This is a genomic window from Pseudomonas sp. GW101-3H06, assembly GCF_059424605.1.
Window position 1 is genome coordinate 428,720 of the sequence record NZ_JBWKZO010000001.1, and the last position, 18,463, is coordinate 447,182.

Consider the following 18,463-nt stretch of genomic DNA (forward strand, 5'->3'; position numbering starts at 1 on the left):
AGGCCCCTACAAATTTGTGACTAATTACACCACGTAACTAATGATGTTCCCGCCCCCACCTTTATCCCCTCCAGCGAACTCCCTACATTGAGCTCCAACACCTACCCATCACCCCGACGGGCAGGTCACTGGAGATTCCTCAATGCCTTTCGTAAGCGTACGCATTACCCGCGACGGCGTTACCACTGAGCAGAAAGCTCAGGTGATCGCCGAAATCACTGAAACACTGGAACGCGTCCTCAACAAGCGCCCAGACCTGACCCACATCGTGATCGAGGAAGTCGACACCGATAACTGGGGCTACGCCGGGATCACCACCACTCAATACCGCAAGCAACTGGCGCAAGAGGGGCAGTCATGACGGCGTCGGTGACCATCGATTTCATCTCCGATGTGGTGTGCCCATGGTGCGCCCTGGGCGCAACGGCGCTGGAGCAGGCGATCGAGAACGTGGCGGGCGAGGTTTCGGTAGCGCTGACTTACAAGCCGTTCGAGCTGAACCCGAACATGCCGCCCGAAGGCGAGAAAGCCGTCGAGCACTTGATGCGCAAATACGGGCGCACTGCCGAGGACGTCGCTTCCGGCAAAAAGATGCAGATCGAGCGCGGGGCGGCCATTGGCTTCAAGTTCGATCTGGAGAAGCGCACGCACTTCTACAACACCTTCGACGCTCACCGTTTGTTGCTGTGGGCACTGGAAGAAGGGCGTCAGGTGGCGCTGAAGAAAATCCTGCTTCGCGCTTACTTCAGCGAAGGCCAGAACCCGAGTGATCAGCAGACGCTGGTGCGGTTGGCGGGTGAAGCGGGATTGGACGAGGCCCGTGCACAGCAGGTGCTGGTGTCAGGTGCCTTTGCCGAGGAAGTGCGTGAGCTTGAGGCGTTTTACCAGCAGCACGGCATCAATTCAGTCCCGGCCATGGTGTTGAACGGCCGTCACCTGGTGTCCGGTTCGCAATCGGTCGAGTACTACGAACAAATGTTGAGACAAATGGCGACGGCCCCTGCTGAAGCCTGATTTATCGAATTTCAAATCCCACTATTGTTAGAGGTATACATCATGAGCAATTCGAAAAAAGTCATCGTCATCACTGGCGCGTCCCAAGGTCTCGGCGACGGCATGGTCAAGGCCTTCCGTGAACTCGGCTACCAGATCGTCGCCACTTCGCGTTCGATCAAGCCGTCCACCGATCCGGACATCCTCACCGTGGCAGGCGACATCGGCGAACCGGAAACCGCCCAGCGCGTGATTCGTGAAGCCATCGCCCGTTTTGGCCGTATCGACACGCTGGTCAACAACGCCGGCATCTTTATCGCCAAGCCGTTCACCCAATACACCGCTGAAGACTACGCCAATGTGTTGTCGGTCAACGTCAACGGCTTCTTCTACATCACCCAGCTGGCCATCGCCGAGATGGAAAAACAGGGCAGCGGCCACGTCGTCAACATCACCACCAGCCTGGTTGATCACGCCATCGACGGCGTGCCATCAGTACTGGCCTCGCTGACCAAAGGTGGCCTGAACGCGGCGACCAAATCCCTGGCCATCGAGTACGCCAAGCGCGGCATTCGGGTAAACGCAGTTTCGCCTGGCATCATCAAAACTCCGATGCACGGCGAAGAAACCCACGCCGCGCTGGGCGCACTGCACCCGGTCGGTCACATGGGCGACATCGATGACATCGCCAACGCAGTCGTGTACCTGGACGGCGCCAAGTTCGTAACCGGCGAAATCCTGCACGTTGATGGCGGTCAGAGCGCGGGTCACTAAGACCTGGGTTTTCAACGACAGAAACAACAAAGCCCTCGTATTGCTACGAGGGCTTTGTTTTTGGGGGGTAAGTGAGGTGAGGGGCTGCATTTTCAGAAGCGTCTGACATACGCAGTGGCGACTTCTTGATGATCATTGGTGCTTTTCCGTGGCACGGGGTCACGGGAAGGTCACTGAAGGATTTCCAGTGGAGTACTTGAAGCTGCATCGCGATCACGGTCTGTCGGAAATGGACCGCCGTTGATGGAGGGCACACTGAAAAAGGTCTCTTTCGACGTTGATCGCGTGTTCTGCATTTCATTGAGTGAACGCGAAGACCGACGTGCATTGTTCGAACAGGCGGTCGCAACCCTGATTTCCAACCCGATTGAATTCTTCGTTACGGAACGCTGCAGCGACCCGGTACAGGGATGTTTTGAGTCGCATCAAGCACTCGCCAGAAGGGCCCTGGCTGAAAATTGGCAAAGAGTCCTGATCTTCGAGGACGACGCGAAACCCTACAAACTTTGCGCCACGCAGGTCCGATGGGTAAATCGGTTTGTACGGGGCAAAAAATTCCAGTCACTGCATCTGGGATACAGCATGGGCCGAACGTGGCTGACGTGGTTCCCATTCGTTGCCCGGGGTGAAGTGGTTGCGCTCCATGCCTACATCATCTCTCGCGAAGGTTGCCGGGTCTTGGCCGAAACGCCTTACTCCGGCAAGCCAGTCGATGTCGTGTTCAAGCAGCAGATCAAACAACATTGCGTGTTTCCCATGCTTTTTCGTCAGCACGGGGCGGCTGTGGCAGGCAGTAATATCCTGGAGGTTGCCATCAATGAAGATGAGTGGTGGGAGCGCAACTGGAAAAAACACCGGCGATCGTTGCTCAAGAATATTTGGCGAACGGTGCTGCGGGTAAGGTTCTGAGATTGGGTATCTAACATTTATAAAGGTTAGGAAATAACCTTTCGCTAACCAAAACCTAACCGGTGATGGTCGTCGCAAAACCGCGCAGCACAAGGCTTATAGCGCGAGCAGAAAGAAACTAACCTTCCTAACCCACTTTCCCTTGGGTCAACCCAAAAAGCGCGGTTGAGTTATTGCGGGCAGGCGCGCGCAAGCCTTATTCAAGAGCTTCTGTATGAAGACTCTTTGGATACCTGCGCCTTGAAAAGTACGTGGAGCAGATCCGCAATGTATCTGAGGTACTGCCTAATAAATGCTCGCCCAGGTGGACATAGCCCAAGCTGGTGCGCTTGCGAGTCCATAGGTAGGTCACCAAGCCGAAAATGAGACCTACGATCCCAAGCAGCGTACCAGCCAGCTTTTGTCCATAAGACTCAACGCATAGTCGATCCACGACATGACCGTATTCCTACAGGTGATGATGACTCGAAAGACGGCGTTCTTATTAGGTCGCTTGTTACGTATTGCGGATAAACAAAAGGCCCGCATTGCTGCGAGCCTTTGTTTTGTATGGTGCGGCACCAGACGAACGGTATGTTTCGCTGAGACTAGGTTTTCCGGGCGTCTGGAGTTCGCTGGAAAATTCGGCGTACCCCAACTAGTAACTATAAATAAATCAGCTAGTTATGGCGTTCGGTGGAATCGAATTCGGGATTTTTTAGATGTCAGCACATTGTCGGTCTGTAAGTAATTCAGAGCCGCATACGAATGGTAAACCTCCTGAATTTGAGCGTTGTCGATCATCCCTTCCGTAGAGAATAGGCAGGAATCTGCCAAAAGCTGCCGTGGCGGCAGGCAGCAGATGGCCGATAGCAGCCTGACGCGAAGGGCTGCAATCGACCCGAAGCACGTCTCCATGTCGGCCTGAGGGACCAGCGCAGCGATAGAGAAAAAGCCCGCTTACGACGACACTGCACATCGACTGTGAAAAATGAAATGTCTGGCGTGAGTGTCCCAACTCCAGCCGCACCACAGGCCAGCACTGAGTCTTGAAGGCCGTGCTTGCCTGATGACATAGTGGCGACTCATCGAGACTGATAAGGATTCATCGTGGAGTCGAAACGGATAGCACTGCTGATTGACTGCGACAACGTTAGCCACGCCGCTATCGGCGGTGTGCTCGATGAGCTTGCCAAATATGGCATGGTGAACATCAGGCACGCTCACGGCAATTGGAGTTCTCCGCACCTTGCAGGCTGGGTCGAGAAGGTCCACCCCTACGCTATTCGACCCATGCAGCAGTTCGCTTTCACGAAAGGCAAGAACGCCACTGACTCTGCAATGATCATTGACGCAATGGACTTGCTGTACAGCAAAAACGTCGATGCTTTCGCACTCATGACCAGCGACAGTGACTTCACCCCGCTTGTGCTGCGACTGCTTGAAAGCGGCCTGCCAGTGTATGGCTTTGGCGAGAAGAAGACTCCCAAGCCGTTCGTAGATGCCTGCTCTCAGTTTATCTACACAGAGAACCTGATGAGCGACGATCAGGAGAAAGCTGCCGAGGGCGATCCACCGCTATCCACGAAGCGAACCCGGAACGAGCTGCGCAGCGACACGTCCCTTGTCCGATTGCTGAGGACAGCAGCAGAGAAAACCGCAGACGATGCAGGGTGGTCCCATCTCAGTCAGGTCGGTCAATTCATCCGTAACAACAGCTCGTTCTCAGCAGTCAATTACGGGCATCGTACGCTGGGCGATCTCATTCGCATGTCTGAGCTGTTCGAGATCGATATGCGCCACGGAGGAACCGCGATGTTTATCAAGAACACACGTAAATCAAGCCTCACGACGCCCCACCAGGCCGAAACGAGCACATCGTAGTTACAAGCCTCAGACCACGTTCTGAAAGCTTTCAGATTTGACTCTGAACGTGTTCATAATGGTTTCAGATTTGTTTCAGAACAGATTTCGAATGTTCAAAAGCGTCTGCGTAGCTTTACGAATTTTGAACACTCCAAGAGGAATAACCATGGCAATTTTGGATTTTATGTTTAGCGTCAAGCTCTTCGAATTCCTCTCGAAGTCAAAACGTTGAAGCTTCTCCCCACGTCATCCCGCCAAGAATGTTGAGTGTTATCAGGGATCAAGGCCCCTGCGACCTGTGAGGGTTGTCCACTAGCGCGGGACTGGCGGCTCTTTACGACCGGGAGCTTGGGCATCTCATGATCTGGACTCCTGAACACTTCCGAAGACGTGGGCGGGTGGAGGCTGCGCTGGCTGACGAGACCAAAGCCGCGAGATCCTGAGTCAGGTGAAGGCAGTGATGCGATGACCGGGGCATGCCTGACTGTCAGTCAGGTGCAATCCATTCCTTGGGCTGCGGCACCATCATCGGCATCGCTGTTGCTGGTGACTTTTCGGTGTTTGTCACGCCGATTGTCACGAGGGGGAATGCCGCAAAGCCTTTTACGAGTTGGGCTGCAGCAGCGGTAGGAGCGCCCGTCTCACGTCATTGGGTTTGACGAAAAGGTACATGCCGCCGCCGTCGAACAGTTTGTAGGCGCGTTCGCGGGTTTTGGCCGTGCGGCATTCCAGGTCGCTGAGAGGGATCGCTAGACGTGGCATAGGGGTACGCGCTCCTGACCGGAAAATCGCAGTACCCCTAACATACCCTCGGGGAAGGGGGATTTTATTGGATCCCGACAGAGGGTCATGGAACGAAAAAACCCGCCAAAGGGCGGGTTTTCGGAGCTTCCAGAGCATTCGATGGAATGCAATGGAGCCTAATGTGGTGCGGCACCAGGAGTCGAACCTAAATATAACTATATATTTTTGTTGATAATTTTTTTCGAACAGAAAAATTATACCCCATCGATTATCCTCTCATAGTCTCAACGGTTGAGCGTTAGAGCTATTATCGGACGAGCATGGTAAGCAATATAGAGGGATTATGGTTTTTAATTAAAGCTTAGCCAGACTCAGCTTAGCTTGTTATGGCCGCCTGGAGTAGGGATGGCTTAGTGTTTTGAGTTTGACCACGAATCGTGTGAATTGTGGAAACTTTTGAGCCCCAAATCATTGAAGTGTAGACTGCAGCTTCGATTTTTGTACAAGCCGAAAAATCAAAGCTTTCATATGATTCTTTATAAGCCATAAACTCCGAAGGATATTTTTCAGCAAGGTTGAAGTAAGGAAGCTTGTTTAATGCATCAACCTGGATGAACTTTGCGCCTGCTCCCTTTAGGAGCATAGATTTTCCGGAGTCATTTGAAAAAATAGCTTTCAAATAAAATAATATATTAAGCACGTCGGCTGTGTGCGGCTGTATAAATATTATGCAGTCAGTGCTACTGGGAATAGCGCTAATAGGGAATAGTCCAAATGAAAGATGTGCATCTCTGGATACTCGCTTAACTCCAATGCATAGAGCTTCAGATGGGGAGTTGCGATAACTGCGCCAAGCTCCGTTTTCAAAAGAGTCAGAATGAACGTAAGATTTATCTTTGTAGTTATTTCGGATTGGTCCGCGACCAATTTTGCATAATTTCAGAAGGGGTTGTGCGCTTGATGAAACGAGTCTCTCAAGCAAGAAAGTACTTTTATAAAATGAGTGGTCTAGTCGGTGCCCAAGGCGTGCAAAGTCTTTAGCGGAGATTTTTAAATCTGCACTGCCATTAGTGTTTCGAAGGGTCACGCAAGACTGTTTTATGCCCTTCTTAAATACCAGCAGATAGAATGCCCCTTCGATATTGAAAAAGGTTCTTGCCGGTAGCTGATATGCATAAACAAATGCGCCCTCAGAAGCGAATTGTTTTCGTTCATCTTCCAGTCGCGATGAGTTGACTAAAGTGTCTGGCACTATTGCCAAAAGCGTACCGCCTTTTTGGAGAAGACTTACGCACTTCCTAAAAAAAACCAGCTCTATGGGAAGTTTCTTGTTCTCATGGCTTATCCAATTTTCTGATCTGGCAGAAAATGGGGGGTTGGTTATAATTAAGTCATATTTATGATCATGGTTTTCTGAAGACCATGAAATGAAGTCGGCAGAAATTAATGAGAGACCGCTATGCATGACGCGTATCGCGTCTAGCCTCTTAGGGTCTATATCTAAAAGTGTCAAACTCTCGTTGAGTTGAGAGCTACACAGCGCATCAAGCAACGCACCTTCTCCAACCGCAGGTTCCAATATTTTTTTAGCAGTTTTTGGTACGTGCCGTTTCAAAAGCTTAACCACGGCATGCGGCGTTCTATGATAGTGCAATTTACGGAACCATGTAATGATAGTAATGGCGACGCCCGACTCCCCGGCTTCGCTCGCTACGCTTGTCAGGCTGATCGTACAGTAATCGGGTCGTGTCTGGAAACTCTAGCATCATCAGTATCGCAGCTAATGAATTAGGTTTCGTGCCTAATGGTACGAGGTAGTTAATCGTTTCTGCATCGTTAGATTTGACTTTGTATATGGATTTTAGCGCATCTGTACAACTGCTGGCGCTACAGTATCCTATTCTAGTACTGAAGGATTGATCGTGCAGAGCTTGTAGATTCCTACGAATTGATTTTACTTCCCAGCCCGGTTTAAATGCAGGTAGGCCAAAATAAATTCGCGCTTCATCAGTTGCTACATCATATGTTTCTATAGCATTTTGGAGCCTGCCACCCTCAAATCCTACAAAAAAAATAAACCTACGACCGAGTTCGCTTTCGACTGGCATAGAAATGGTTGGTATACCTGTTCCTTCGAATCCAGAAATCTCATCTGATAGAGAAAACTCCTCATGCTCCAACATCTTTTTTGCACCGGTTGAGTACTCGGCAGGCTCTACATACATAATTACAATCTTTAGGCCTTTGAGACTGTGCAATGATTTCAAGATTAACGCTAGTTCCGGAATGTCCAGACTCGTAGAGTCAATTATTATAGATGTGAGCTCCAGGCTTTGCAGGTATGAGGCCAATTCGTGGCATTCGATAGAGTCTCCCCCTACGGCAAGGTCAAGGGTTTCCTTTCTATATTCTATGGTTAAAGAGTTCGCAGACTGGCGCTTTACAATTTCAATAGAATATCTGGTTCGATCGTCAATGGCGCAGCCTGAAATTCCAAGTGAGAATTCAGTTTTGAATGAGTAATCTTCTTCAGTATAGGCCGACCGAATGTCTATCATAATAATGTCGCCTGCTTCGGCTGAACGGTGGAGTCTTCTAGTCCAGACAATCGCATTTTTTTTCGAACTTCTTTAGTAATTGCGGCTTCGCCAAGCAAATACATTTGACGAATGGTAGATGATTCTATCTCGATTTTCCTTCCCTTGCGATAGCTTATAAGAAAAAATGGAGAGTACACGGGATTTAGTACATAGTCATAAATTGCTGCGGATGCACTGGACTTGTTCTTAGTCGATTCGATAGCTTGAAGAACGCCCCATTTTTCAGCCTCTTTGAAAAACTTGTCATCTTCTTCAGTTAGCGGGCTATCATCTTCTTTAATTCCGAAATGAGTTACTTCTGTTTCGCTTTGAGTCTCTTTGTCCTGGCAAAGTTGGAAGATTCTTCCTAGTGCTTTCACAAAATTACTAAGCTGTGAGCCGAGGGGCGTGAACCTAGTAATCTCTTTCACTAGCTCATCACTAGTGTTTTTTGCTGCAATGTGTTGCAAAGCTCTGTCTATAATAAATTTTTCAGTAAGCGTGGAATCGTCGAGCAAGCTAAATGCGCTTTTGCTAAGCTCTAAAAAGTGACGAACGTTTTTCCCCGAAAGCGCCGAGTACACATCAAATCCTGAGTAAAATGTGCTTCCTGCCTTGTGCGAACGGATTATTCTTAGGTAACAACCGATGAAGTTGTTATGCTCCCAGTCTGTCTTGTTAGTGAATTTATTGTCGATATTACTTACTAGCTTATCAAGTTCTGCTTTGATTTTTTCTGGGTCTAAGTTCCTTCTGTAAAGCAAGGAAGAGCAAACTATGGACGCCTTTCGATAGTTTTGAAGAATGAAGTCTTCTGCTTTAAGTGAGGAGTGACGCATTATTAGTGCGCGCTCTATTTCAGACGTTAGTTTATTATAGTATCTTGATGTTTCGAATATTTCGTCTGCCAGATCTTGATGTGAGCGACCAGGGAATATACCTTCGACAATTTCCCGGCAATGTCTTCGATACTCAGCGCTGAATCTGTATTCCAGGTTATCCGGATTGGAGCAGGCATTCAGGTCGATTTTCAGCTCTTTAGCTATAGTCGGCGAAGCTTCGCTGAGTTTTTTAAGAAATATCTCGGAGACGAAATCATCAAACCCGCTTCGTTCAATTTCTGCGTCAAGGTTGACGATTGCGTAGTCGGCTTTGTTCTCCAAGCGCTCGTCACTAAGTGTTTGTGTCTCTGACATGCCATTGAGTTTAATGGCTATGTTGAAAATAAGTGGCGGTTCGGAGTGTTTGATTCTGGTGTTTATTATCCGTTGCTGGTAGTTTAGCAAGTTTTCATATTCATCTATATATACAGAAAAAACTGTTTGCTCCAAACCTGGGATCTGCTCTTTTGCTGATTCCACTAAATAGTGTAAGAAGGAAACTGGGAGTTTCTCTAAGGTGTCAATTCCGCTTACGTTTTGAATTATCGTATCTGTCTTTCGAATTCGGCTTCCGATTTCCTTGAGAACACCTTCAAAGCTTGTGTTTTCAAATCCGAAGTCCAAGGCGCCTTCAAAAATAACATTGGTGAGCGAGACTTTATCCACTGCCTCATAAGCGCTATTTGCAATTAATTTTATGCTGGATAAAACTTCAAGTCCAAGTCTGAGATTTAGGTAATGATCAAATACTGGGGACCAGTCTTCATCAGACAGACTGCGCTTCTGCATTATGCGAAGAAATTGGGTGTCGGCCTTCCAGTATAGGCCCACGCTGTCAGCAGCATTCTCTGGTAGCTTCTTCCGATCCCCAGAAAATTGACTATGGTATGACAGGTATCGTAGAAGCATTGTCTTTCCGCTGCCACGGCCACCTTCCAGCCTGATAGGCATGGTCGATATCAGAGGTACTCGATTAAAAAATCGTGGTATTACGAAATCGCTCCAAACATCTTTTCCAAGATGTTCTGATCTATTTTTGGTCAGCGAGTGTTTGACTTGTGATATTTCAGATGTGGAATCATGCATTATTAACGCCTCACCAATGGGTAAAATTTGTCGCTTTCATACCAATATAGCGGTAGGCTAGCATTGGGCGTTGCGTGGTGATATGAGAAAGTCAATGCGAGGGAGTTGTATCCAGTCGGCATCTGGTTGAATAGTCTTCGATTTATATATTTTTTCGCGACTTTCAAATAAAGTTGTTCTAGGTCTGTGATGCTGCTAAAACGTTCATTTTTAAATAGACTGTTACCGTGGTCTATTCTTTCCACTGGACTGATGTTTATATATGGGTGGTCCAGCTTCAATCGATTAATACCTTCTTCATGCGCCAGAAGAGGTATGTATGAGAAGTGTACTTCTTCATACTTGTGTAGTTCGTAGGCTGTAAAGAACTCAGATGCTTGCTGGCCGCTAGCTAATACGTCGTCAATAAATACAAACGAATTTGTCCCTTTTGGGATGCTATCTTTTATTAGCCATGGCCAGATCATGTACTTTTCGTTAACGCCTAGTTGTCTCTTGTACATTCTGGCGATGGAAGGTCCACTTTTGGTTGGAGGGTCTAAGTCTCTAATTACAGGTACAATTCGAATTGAGTCTATTACTTGCCTGGAAGTGAGTTGCTTGATGTAGTCAACTCCTTCGAATATTTCTTCTGGCGTATTGTATTTGGCATTGGGTAGCGAGCATTGTAATGCGCTTGTTAATATTGAGGTCGTCTGGGCTTCCGAGCGTGATATTAAGCTCTCTAGAAGTATTGCTGATAGCAATTGCTCTTCAGTATTTTTGAAATTGCTAAGCCAATTGTCTAAATCATTACTGGTAATTGAGTCCCAGATGCGTTGTTCAATCTGGAGTTTGGCATACTGTTTGACTTTTAAGGAGTATTCCTGGGTTTCGTCGAGTAACTCCTTGTAAGAGGTCATATCTTATCCTTTGATCTGGTTTCGACTCGGTGCATTGGCTTGATCTCTTCCAGTGTCACGGCTCGTTTTTTTAGGGGGCCTGAAATAAGAACTGGATGCAGCCTAGCAAATTGTTAGCCGCGAATCTACACCGGTGCTCCGTGTCCTAGGCGACAACGCTGTTAAAATTTCCATGGTTTTCCGAGCCTGGTCGCAATGAGCTGAATGGTGAGAACATAGCGGTAATGCGTAGCAGGTGAATGCACTGTTCGACTTTGCTGGAGGAACCAAAGCAGATGTTTCTTCTGCCAAGTCCAAGGAGATTTTTTGCTCCAGCGTTTCGAAATGGCCAGTTGTATGATTTCTCCTTGTTTGACATGGCGTATTCGGGTACTTGTCGCTCCAGACAGTACAGCAGTAAGAAAAAGTCTAATATCTACTGATTCTCTCATGTTTGCCCACCTATGTAGGCTGAGACGATGTCTATACGACTATGTCCAAGTTCGTAACTTATTTTGAGTCTTGCACTTTTATCGAGGCCTGGATCAAGCTTCCTACACTTTCCGCCGTTGATGGGGGCTGCATGGTTGGTGATCTGTTCGTAGCGGCCGCACGCGTAAGCTGCTCGCAGTTCATGAAAGCCTTTGAGTCCATTTTCGTGTAGCAGTAATCGTGCAGGGCGTACAACTTTCTGCTGAAAGTCGCGGTAGCTTTGTTCCAAAGCTAGTAAGTTGTGACTGCCCTTGGGTGACATCTGCTCGGCGTATTTGAGAGCGTAGCTAATGGAACGGTCCAGATTGATCCAGCGCGGCGCGTTGGCTCCACGGCGGCCGCCTTTAGTGCCATCCTGGATATTGATCCTACCAAGGCGGTCGGCTTCGCGCGTAAGTCGGGGTAGGTCGGCCAAAATGGCTTCGCGTAAACGCATGCCGGTAGCGCGGGCAAGTAGAGCTATAGCCGCTGCAATAGGGTATCTATCGTGTAAGGAATTCAGGATCAGAGCCACTTGCATGGCGTCTTGTCCTTGTGGAGCCACAGTACGAACAGTTCTTCGCCGCATTCCTAGGGCCGCACTTGGACTGGTCAATTTCACGCATCGATCGGCCCGAAGCGCGGCCAGTGTTCTGTTCACGCTTGACAGACGATTATGTGCTGTGGAAATCGCTAAGTCACCGCGCTCTACCAAGCCGCGTAAATGTGCGGCATAGTCCGCCAGCGTCTGTCGATCAATTTGCCTCGCATCATTGAATCCCGGCCCATCTTTTGATCTGCACCAACGCACAAAGGCCTGCCAGCGGTCGCTGTGTGCTTTGACCGTGCCGTAGTGACCTTCTCCAAACATATCCTTTAATGCCTGTGGTCCTGCATAGCTCATTTGCCGGCCCCATCCAAAATTGCGCCCTTCACGTCTACCGACCAATCCCATGACCAATCCCCTCTCGAAGCCACACTTGTAAAACTTTCCCCACGTCATCCCGCCACGAATGTTGAGTGTTATCAGGGATCAAGGCCCCTGCGACCTGTGAGGGTTGTCCACTAACGCGGGACTGGCGGCTCCTTACGACCGGGAGCTTGGGCATCTCATGATCTGGCCTCCTGAGCACTTCCGAGAAAGTGGGCGGGTGGAGGCTGCATTGGCTGACGAGACCAATGCCGCGAGATCCTGAGTTGGGTGAAGGCAGCTATGCGATGACCGGGGCATGCCTGACTGTCAGTCAGGTGCAGTCCATTCCGTGGGCTGCGGCACCATCATCCGCAACGCTGTTGCTGGTGACTTCGGTGTTTGTCGCGCCGATTGTCACGAGGGGGAATGCCGCAAAGCCTTGTACGAGTTGTGCTGCAGCAGCGGTAGGAGCGCCCGTCTCTTTCCTGGAGAAAGAGACGGGCGCAGGTTGGCGCAAGGAAATGACTACGCGGATAGGTTGCTGCAGGGCAGCTATGAAAGGGGATGAGTTGCCGCAGTGGGCACACTGGTAAAAGTAGGCATCCATCACATCGCTGTGACCGTGCGAGCCGCCGGACGCTAATCGCACTTGGGGAGAACCACCACGGTGTGGCGTAGCCTCAAAGGTTCTGGCTACCTGGGTTGCTGTCAACGACAGCACTTTGCCCGATCTTTTCTACGCCTGTGGATAATTCGGGTCAAGACTCTAATTTTCGGGAGTTCTGCGGCTGTGGATGAAATTATCCACCGGTGGAAATCTGTGGTTTTCCACAGACAGTTGCATGGGTTTTAGATTTTTTAAGTGAGGTCCATCCAAGCAGGGCGGCTTTGCAGCCCTGTTTGGATGGACCCGCGTGGACAAGCGGATCATCGAGATTTCGAGAACGTACGCTTACTTTGCTGCGCCGCGATTGGCGATTGGCGATTGGCTTTTGGCCGTGTGACCTGCCTACGCGGGAGCAAGTGTTCGTAGGTCCGCTGCAGAGCTCCGAACATTACGCCAGCAGCTCCGAACATAACGGGGCTAGCTCCGAACATAACGTCGAACTGGATATGCAGCGAAACGATGATGGCTGCTTGTTGAGCAATCATATTGACGCGCCGATGATCGATGCTTGGGGCAGACTCATGAAAAGCAGGCGTACAAAGCGCACATGGGTGGGCAGGACGAGGAGTAGGCTAACGGCCTACTCCCTCAAGCGGCTTTTCGCCTTGAGTCGCGTGACGTTCGCCCCGGTCTGATTGGCAAATTCGTGCGGGGTGACATGCTCCTGCCGATTGGCCTCCAGGTACCGGCTCCACCAGTTCATGATCAGCCTGCGCTCCTCGATGAACTCGGCCTTGTGGATGTAAGCGGCGCGGACGTTGTTGCGTTCCTTGTGGCTCATCTGCCGTTCAATGGCTGTCTCCGACCACAATCCTGATTCGATCAGTGCGCTGCAGGCCATCGAACGAAAGCCATGGCCGCAGATTTCGGTTTTGGTGTCGTAGCCCATCTTTCGAAGCGCGCTGTTCACCGTGTTTTCAGACATGGGTTTCCAGGGCTTGGTATCGCCTGCAAACACCAGGTCGAATTTACCGGTGAGGACGCGGATCTGTTCAAGCAGGGCCACGGCTTGCGGCGATAAGGGTACAAGATGGATATCCCCGGCCATTTTTGTACCCCTTGTGGAAAAGGGGACGCCGTCCAACGCGGGACGGGTGTCGGGAATCTCCCAGGTGCCGCGCTTGAGGTCAAATTCATTCCAACGGGCAAAGCGCAGTTCACTGGAGCGGACAAATACATGCAGCGAGAGCATGGCCGTCAGCCGGGTAAGTACGCGGCCGTTATAACCCTCAATGCGCTCCTGCAATTCAGGCAGACGCGATAAGGGTAACGCTGGGCGGTGAACAACCCTCGGGGCTTTGATCAAACCTTCAAGGTCGGAGGCAGGGTTTGCCGCGATCTGTCGAGCACGCTTCGCCTCGCGCATGATGCTTTGCAGGTAGTTTTGTACCCTTAAAGCTACGTCAATTGTGCCGCGCTCCTGGATCGCTTCCAGAGGTTGCATCAGGTCATGGGTGTCCAAGTCGACAATAGAGCGAGCGCCGATCAGTGGAAAGACATGGGTTTTGAGGCGGCTCAGAACCGTCTTGGCATGGCCCGGTGCCCATTTGGCAGACATCGCTTTGTGCCAGTCCAGGGCCGCGCTTTCAAAGGTTCGGCCTTGGATTGCGGCCTGCGTCTTGGCTTGGTGTTTGGACTCTATGGGGTCGACGCCTTCCGCCAACATCCGCTTGAGCTCCAGGCGCTTGTGGCGCGCATCGGCGAGACCAACCACGGGGTAGTTGCCGAACGAAGTCAGTCCTTCGCGTCCATCAGGTTTTACATACCTGAGACGCCAGCCTTTACGGCCATTGGGTTGGACGAGGAGGTAGAGGCCGTCGCCGTCGAAAAGCTTGTAGGCGCGGTCGGTGGGCTTGGCTGCGCGGCAAGCCGAATCGGAGAGTGGTGCAGTGGTGCGCGACATAAGGGTACTCCTCCCTTTATCGAATGACCTTACCCCTATATCTATCCCTAAAACGGTCGGAATCCAACAGATTTTGACGGAATCTGACGGAACGCCAAAACGAAAAAACCCGCCAGAAGGCGGGTTTTTCGGGGGTTCCAGAGATTTTGAAAGCTTTCTATGGAACCTTGGATGGTGCCGGCACCAGGAATCGAACCCGGGACCTACTGATTACAAGTCAGTTGCTCTACCATCTGAGCTATACCGGCGTGTCAGGGCGACGATTATAGCGATTGGGTTGGTTCTGTAAACCCCTGAATTCTGACTATTTTTGCGCAGGCCTTTGTGGAAGATTTCTGGTGTGCACTGAGCCTCATCGAGGGTTGTAAAACGTGGTGCCCGACGGGATGTCTTTGTTGACGAACGACATGGCCCCGATGATGACGTTGTCGCCGATTGTCAGGGTGTCCGCGATGATGCAACTGTTGGCGCCCACGCTGACATTGTCGCCGATGACCAGGTCGTAGCTGTTCAGTCCCAGGGTCTTGATGCCAATCGTGGTGTTTTGCCGGATGAAGAAGTCGCGGCCGATTTTGACTTCGCCGGTGATCACTACGCCCGGCAGGTGGCCGATGCGAAATCCCGGTCCAATTTGGGCGTCGATGCTGATGTCGACGCCGTACTTGAGGTTGAGTTTTCTCTCAAGACGCTTGGCATACCAGCGCGCAAAACCGTTTCCGGAATAAAAGTACTGGGCCAGTCGAAACATGAACAAGTAGCGCAGGGCATTGTTCTTGCGAGTCCGCTTGAGGATGTTGCTGATGAGCCCCGTGCGGCTTCCGCGTTTTTTCTTGTTCGAGACTTCCGACCGCCAATGTTCTACCAAGGTGTCCAGATTCAAAACATGGCCCTGTTGATTGTGGGTGTTGTGAGGTCTTTGATAGTAGCTGCTGGCTATCACGATTCCTACGCTCACTTTCTGCCCAAATTTCAACAGATATGTCTTTTGCTTAAATGCTTATGCACAACGGGATTCGCAATGCACGGGGTATATGACGAATTTGTGGATCCGTTCTCAACTGTTCGCAAATCACTGTTTTTCTGGTTTTTTATCCAAGTGTACGAAAACTGAACAGTGACGTTTCACCCCTGAAACAGCTGTAAAATATTGGATCCACGATATTTCATCAACAGAGTTATCCACAGGTTCGGGTCTTAGGTGTGTTCTGCCAATATCAGGAAATTACGCGGTGTGAGCGGGGTTTCACAAAAAGTGCCGAGACGAACCTTGTAACCCTGTTCGAGGAGGAAAAGTGCGCGATCGAGTACCAACCAAAGCTCCAGTGGGCGTCGAAACAGTCCGCGCAGCAGCTCCAGATTGCGCACCTGCGCCAAGCGCTGCCAACCTGCGGCTTCCAGAACCGGCCAATCCTGCGGGCCGATTGTGGATAAATCTTTAAGGTGGGCCAAATGCTGGCAGTAATCGGCGAAGGGCTTGTCCAGCCAGGCGCTGGGCAGGGAAGGTGTTGGCAGGTATTCGTCAACGCCGCGCAGTTGCCGTTGCAGCAGGTCGAAGGCCAGGCGTCGGGCCATGGAGCTGTCGCGTTGGCGTCGGACGCGTGCACCAGCGGTGACGGTTTCGCTCATTGGTAACGCCAGATCATCGAGAGACAGCTGTAGGTCGGCGGCCATGGCGGCCGAGGAAAGTGGCGAGTACCGGGGAAGACTGATTCGGTTGTAACAGCAAGGAGCAATGGCGAGTTGTTTGCAGCCTGCAGCGCTGGCGAGCTGAATCAACCTCACGTGGAGATCGCCGCAGGCGTGCAGTGCGACGGGTGTGTGTTGGGCGTTCAATAACGTGGCCACATCGACAGCGAGTACATCCTGCTCGATATGCAGCGCATGCAGTTGATGGCGCTGACTTAAAGCCTGGCCGCTGGCGACCAGTGCCGGGTCATATTCCAGGCAAGTCAGCTGTTGGCCGGTTTGCAGCAAGCGTCTTCCCAAGTGCCCTTTGCCCGAACACCAGTCCAGCCAATGCTTGGGCGCATGGGTGAACAGCAGGCGACTGGCAAAGGCTTCGATTTGCTGCCACTTGCGCCCCGGCACATCGACATTTAATCGATGGCCCGCCGCTTCCAGCGCGTGGGCGGGCAATTCATCCACGCTACTCAGCGCAAGAGACTTCGCCGCCAAGGTCGCAAAAGGCTCCGGCGCATCTAAAAGGGCAGGTTGGTTGTGTGCGTTTTCCGCATCTTCCAGCGACCGTCCGCGCAGCCAGAGGGCCAACTCAGTGTAGGAAGTTTCCCAGGGAAGTTGCAGGTGCGTGAACGGCCGTGGTTTCCACAGGGCCTGATGCGTTGTCAGAAAAGCATCCAGCGCCGTGAAGCGGGCGAGCAGGGCCTCGCCCGTCAACACGCGGGAATCAACGCCCTTGGCAGGCATCGACGCGCAGCCAACGCTCCAGCAGCTTGAAGCCGCGCACCAGCACATAAGCCATCAGCAAGTAGAACATGCCGGCAGCGAAGAAGATCTCTACCGGCAGGTAGGTCCGGGCAATGATGGTGCGGGCCATGCCGGTCAGTTCCAGCAAGGTCACGGTGCTGGCCAGGGCGCTGGCCTTGAGCATCAGGATCACTTCGTTGCTGTAGGCCGGCAGACCGATACGTGCCGCCCGTGGCAGGATGATGTAGAACAGCGCCTTGGGCTTTGACATGCCCAGCGCGCGTGCTGCTTCGATCTCGCCCGGTGGAATCGCCTGAATGGCGCCGCGCAGGATTTCGGCGATGTAGGCCGCGGTGTGCAGGGTCATGGTCGCCGTGGCGCACCAGAACGGATCGCGCAGGTAAGGCCACATCGAGCTGTTGCGGATGACATCGAACTGCGCCAGCCCGTAGTAGACCAGGAACAGCTGAACCAGCAGCGGTGTGCCACGGAAAAAGAAGATGTAGCCGTAGGGAAATGCCCGCACCCACCACAGGCGCGACGAGCGGGCGATGCCCAGTGGAATCGCCAGCAGCAAGCCGGCGATCACGGCGATGGCCACCAGTTCCAGGGTCAGGGTTGCACCCTGGGCCAGTTTCGGCAGCCACTTGATGATGACTTCCCAGTTCATTGGGTGCTCCTCGCGAAGCCGCGAGCGGCGCGTTTTTCCAGGAAGTGCATGCCGGTCATGGCCAGAATCGTCAGACCCAGGTACATGAACGCGGCCACCATATAGAAGGTGAACGGTTGTTTGGACACGGTCACGCCGATTTGTGCGTGACGCATGATTTCTTCCAGGCCGATCACCGATACCAGCGCGGTGTCTTTCATCAGGATCATGAACAGGTTGCCCAGGCCGGGCAGGGCGATGCGCCACATCTGCGGCATGATCAGCTTGGTGAAGATCCGCCATTTCGACAGGCCCAGGGCTACGCCGGCCTCACGATGGCCTTTGGGAATGGCGAGGATCGCGCCACGAAACACTTCCGTGGCGTAGGCGCCAAAGCACAGGCCCAGCGCAATCACACCGGCGGCGAAGGCATTGAGTTCCAGGTCGGGGTTACCGAAGAATTCGCCCAGCGCACGCATCAGGTTGACCGTGCCGAAATAGATCAGCAGTACCCAGAGCAATTCCGGGATGCCGCGAACCAGGGTCGAGTAAGTACCGCCAAGCCATTGCAGCGGCTTGTACGGGGAAGTCTTGGCCAAGGCGCCGAGCAGACCGAGTACCAGCCCCAGGCACAGGGCCGAGAGTGCCAGTTTCACAGTCATCAGCGCGCCAGCGGCGAGCGCCGGGCCGAATCCGTAGAGGTCGATAATCATGGATTTCTTTTCAAATCGCGGCAGGCAAGGC

At 51.7% G+C, this 18,463-nt stretch carries 16 protein-coding genes and 1 tRNA gene; 5 read left to right on the forward strand and 12 right to left on the reverse strand.

Translation table 11 applies throughout. The features are described from left to right. Nucleotides 1-142: 142 nt before the first annotated feature. The 5 genes from AC07ZE_RS02000 to AC07ZE_RS02020 all read left to right on the forward strand — a co-directional run bounded on the left by AC07ZE_RS02000 (nucleotide 143) and on the right by AC07ZE_RS02020 (nucleotide 4,539). Nucleotides 143-361 carry a tautomerase family protein gene (locus tag AC07ZE_RS02000; RefSeq protein ID WP_095192344.1) on the forward strand — a complete coding sequence of 73 codons (219 nt, stop codon included), beginning with the start codon at nucleotides 143-145 and terminating at the stop codon, nucleotides 359-361. Then, entirely contained in the window at nucleotides 358-1,014 is a 657-nt protein-coding gene (locus tag AC07ZE_RS02005; protein ID WP_207260534.1) for a DsbA family oxidoreductase, read from the forward strand. The genes AC07ZE_RS02000 and AC07ZE_RS02005 overlap by 4 nt, the downstream gene beginning before the upstream one ends. A 42-nt stretch (nucleotides 1,015-1,056) precedes the next feature. Further along, entirely contained in the window at nucleotides 1,057-1,767 is a 711-nt protein-coding gene (locus AC07ZE_RS02010; protein WP_207260536.1) for an SDR family NAD(P)-dependent oxidoreductase, read from the forward strand. A gap of 243 nt (nucleotides 1,768-2,010) precedes the next feature. Next, nucleotides 2,011-2,676: a glycosyltransferase family 25 protein gene (locus tag AC07ZE_RS02015; protein ID WP_259331923.1), complete on the forward strand. Its 666-nt coding sequence runs from the start codon at nucleotides 2,011-2,013 to the stop codon at nucleotides 2,674-2,676. A 1,089-nt stretch (nucleotides 2,677-3,765) separates the two neighbouring features. Beyond that, nucleotides 3,766-4,539 carry an NYN domain-containing protein gene (locus tag AC07ZE_RS02020; protein WP_207260538.1) on the forward strand — a complete coding sequence of 258 codons (774 nt, stop codon included), beginning with the start codon at nucleotides 3,766-3,768 and terminating at the stop codon, nucleotides 4,537-4,539. Nucleotides 4,540-5,124: 585 nt separating this feature from the next. On the opposite strand, the gene AC07ZE_RS02025 is transcribed toward AC07ZE_RS02020, so the two are convergent. The 12 genes from AC07ZE_RS02025 to AC07ZE_RS02080 all read right to left on the reverse strand — a co-directional run bounded on the left by AC07ZE_RS02025 (nucleotide 5,125) and on the right by AC07ZE_RS02080 (nucleotide 18,432). Further along, nucleotides 5,125-5,283, reverse strand: a complete 159-nt coding sequence (locus tag AC07ZE_RS02025; protein ID WP_207267906.1) for a DUF4102 domain-containing protein — start codon at nucleotides 5,281-5,283, stop codon at nucleotides 5,125-5,127. A gap of 358 nt (nucleotides 5,284-5,641) precedes the next feature. After that, a complete protein-coding gene (locus tag AC07ZE_RS02030; protein WP_207260540.1) occupies nucleotides 5,642-6,892 on the reverse strand; it encodes an Eco57I restriction-modification methylase domain-containing protein in 1,251 nt (416 codons plus the stop codon). A 28-nt stretch (nucleotides 6,893-6,920) separates the two neighbouring features. Continuing rightward, complete coding sequence (locus AC07ZE_RS02035) at nucleotides 6,921-7,823, reverse strand: hypothetical protein (RefSeq protein WP_207260548.1); 903 nt, start codon at nucleotides 7,821-7,823, stop codon at nucleotides 6,921-6,923. Beyond that, nucleotides 7,820-9,811: an ORC-CDC6 family AAA ATPase gene (locus AC07ZE_RS02040; protein ID WP_207260550.1), complete on the reverse strand. Its 1,992-nt coding sequence runs from the start codon at nucleotides 9,809-9,811 to the stop codon at nucleotides 7,820-7,822. The genes AC07ZE_RS02035 and AC07ZE_RS02040 overlap by 4 nt, the downstream gene beginning before the upstream one ends. A 2-nt stretch (nucleotides 9,812-9,813) precedes the next feature. Beyond that, nucleotides 9,814-10,713 (reverse strand): phosphoribosyltransferase-like protein, encoded by a 900-nt coding sequence (locus tag AC07ZE_RS02045; RefSeq protein WP_207260553.1) that lies wholly within the window; start codon nucleotides 10,711-10,713, stop codon nucleotides 9,814-9,816. Between the two features lie 427 nt (nucleotides 10,714-11,140). Further along, on the reverse strand, nucleotides 11,141-12,118 hold the full coding sequence (locus tag AC07ZE_RS02050; RefSeq protein ID WP_207260555.1) for an integrase domain-containing protein: 978 nt from the start codon (nucleotides 12,116-12,118) through the stop codon (nucleotides 11,141-11,143). Nucleotides 12,119-13,323: 1,205 nt separating this feature from the next. Then, the gene (locus AC07ZE_RS02055) at nucleotides 13,324-14,646 is read right to left on the reverse strand and encodes a tyrosine-type recombinase/integrase (protein WP_207260557.1); all 1,323 of its coding nucleotides are present in this window, start codon (nucleotides 14,644-14,646) and stop codon (nucleotides 13,324-13,326) included. Between the two features lie 172 nt (nucleotides 14,647-14,818). After that, nucleotides 14,819-14,894 (reverse strand) — tRNA-Thr (locus AC07ZE_RS02060). Between the two features lie 104 nt (nucleotides 14,895-14,998). Continuing rightward, a complete protein-coding gene (locus tag AC07ZE_RS02065; protein WP_207267747.1) occupies nucleotides 14,999-15,526 on the reverse strand; it encodes a serine acetyltransferase in 528 nt (175 codons plus the stop codon). A 314-nt stretch (nucleotides 15,527-15,840) separates the two neighbouring features. Continuing rightward, nucleotides 15,841-17,070, reverse strand: coding sequence for a methyltransferase (locus AC07ZE_RS02070; RefSeq protein ID WP_207260559.1), 1,230 nt, complete (start codon nucleotides 17,068-17,070; stop codon nucleotides 15,841-15,843). Beyond that, on the reverse strand, nucleotides 17,051-17,740 hold the full coding sequence (locus AC07ZE_RS02075) for an ABC transporter permease (RefSeq protein ID WP_095192339.1): 690 nt from the start codon (nucleotides 17,738-17,740) through the stop codon (nucleotides 17,051-17,053). The genes AC07ZE_RS02070 and AC07ZE_RS02075 overlap by 20 nt, the downstream gene beginning before the upstream one ends. Then, on the reverse strand, nucleotides 17,737-18,432 hold the full coding sequence (locus AC07ZE_RS02080; protein ID WP_060544038.1) for an ABC transporter permease: 696 nt from the start codon (nucleotides 18,430-18,432) through the stop codon (nucleotides 17,737-17,739). The genes AC07ZE_RS02075 and AC07ZE_RS02080 overlap by 4 nt, the downstream gene beginning before the upstream one ends. Nucleotides 18,433-18,463 lie beyond the last annotated feature (31 nt).

Coding starts and splice junctions, on each gene's coding strand:
- AC07ZE_RS02000 (WP_095192344.1), top strand. CDS start 143: ATGCCTTTCGTAAGCGTACGCATTACCCGCGACGGCGTTACCACTGAG.
- AC07ZE_RS02005 (WP_207260534.1), top strand. CDS start 358: ATGACGGCGTCGGTGACCATCGATTTCATCTCCGATGTGGTGTGCCCA.
- AC07ZE_RS02010 (WP_207260536.1), top strand. CDS start 1,057: ATGAGCAATTCGAAAAAAGTCATCGTCATCACTGGCGCGTCCCAAGGT.
- AC07ZE_RS02015 (WP_259331923.1), top strand. CDS start 2,011: ATGGAGGGCACACTGAAAAAGGTCTCTTTCGACGTTGATCGCGTGTTC.
- AC07ZE_RS02025 (WP_207267906.1), bottom strand. CDS start 5,283: ATGCCACGTCTAGCGATCCCTCTCAGCGACCTGGAATGCCGCACGGCC.
- AC07ZE_RS02035 (WP_207260548.1), bottom strand. CDS start 7,823: ATGATAGACATTCGGTCGGCCTATACTGAAGAAGATTACTCATTCAAA.
- AC07ZE_RS02040 (WP_207260550.1), bottom strand. CDS start 9,811: ATGCATGATTCCACATCTGAAATATCACAAGTCAAACACTCGCTGACC.
- AC07ZE_RS02045 (WP_207260553.1), bottom strand. CDS start 10,713: ATGACCTCTTACAAGGAGTTACTCGACGAAACCCAGGAATACTCCTTA.
- AC07ZE_RS02050 (WP_207260555.1), bottom strand. CDS start 12,118: ATGGGATTGGTCGGTAGACGTGAAGGGCGCAATTTTGGATGGGGCCGG.
- AC07ZE_RS02055 (WP_207260557.1), bottom strand. CDS start 14,646: ATGTCGCGCACCACTGCACCACTCTCCGATTCGGCTTGCCGCGCAGCC.
- AC07ZE_RS02070 (WP_207260559.1), bottom strand. CDS start 17,070: ATGCCTGCCAAGGGCGTTGATTCCCGCGTGTTGACGGGCGAGGCCCTG.
- AC07ZE_RS02075 (WP_095192339.1), bottom strand. CDS start 17,740: ATGAACTGGGAAGTCATCATCAAGTGGCTGCCGAAACTGGCCCAGGGT.
- AC07ZE_RS02080 (WP_060544038.1), bottom strand. CDS start 18,432: ATGATTATCGACCTCTACGGATTCGGCCCGGCGCTCGCCGCTGGCGCG.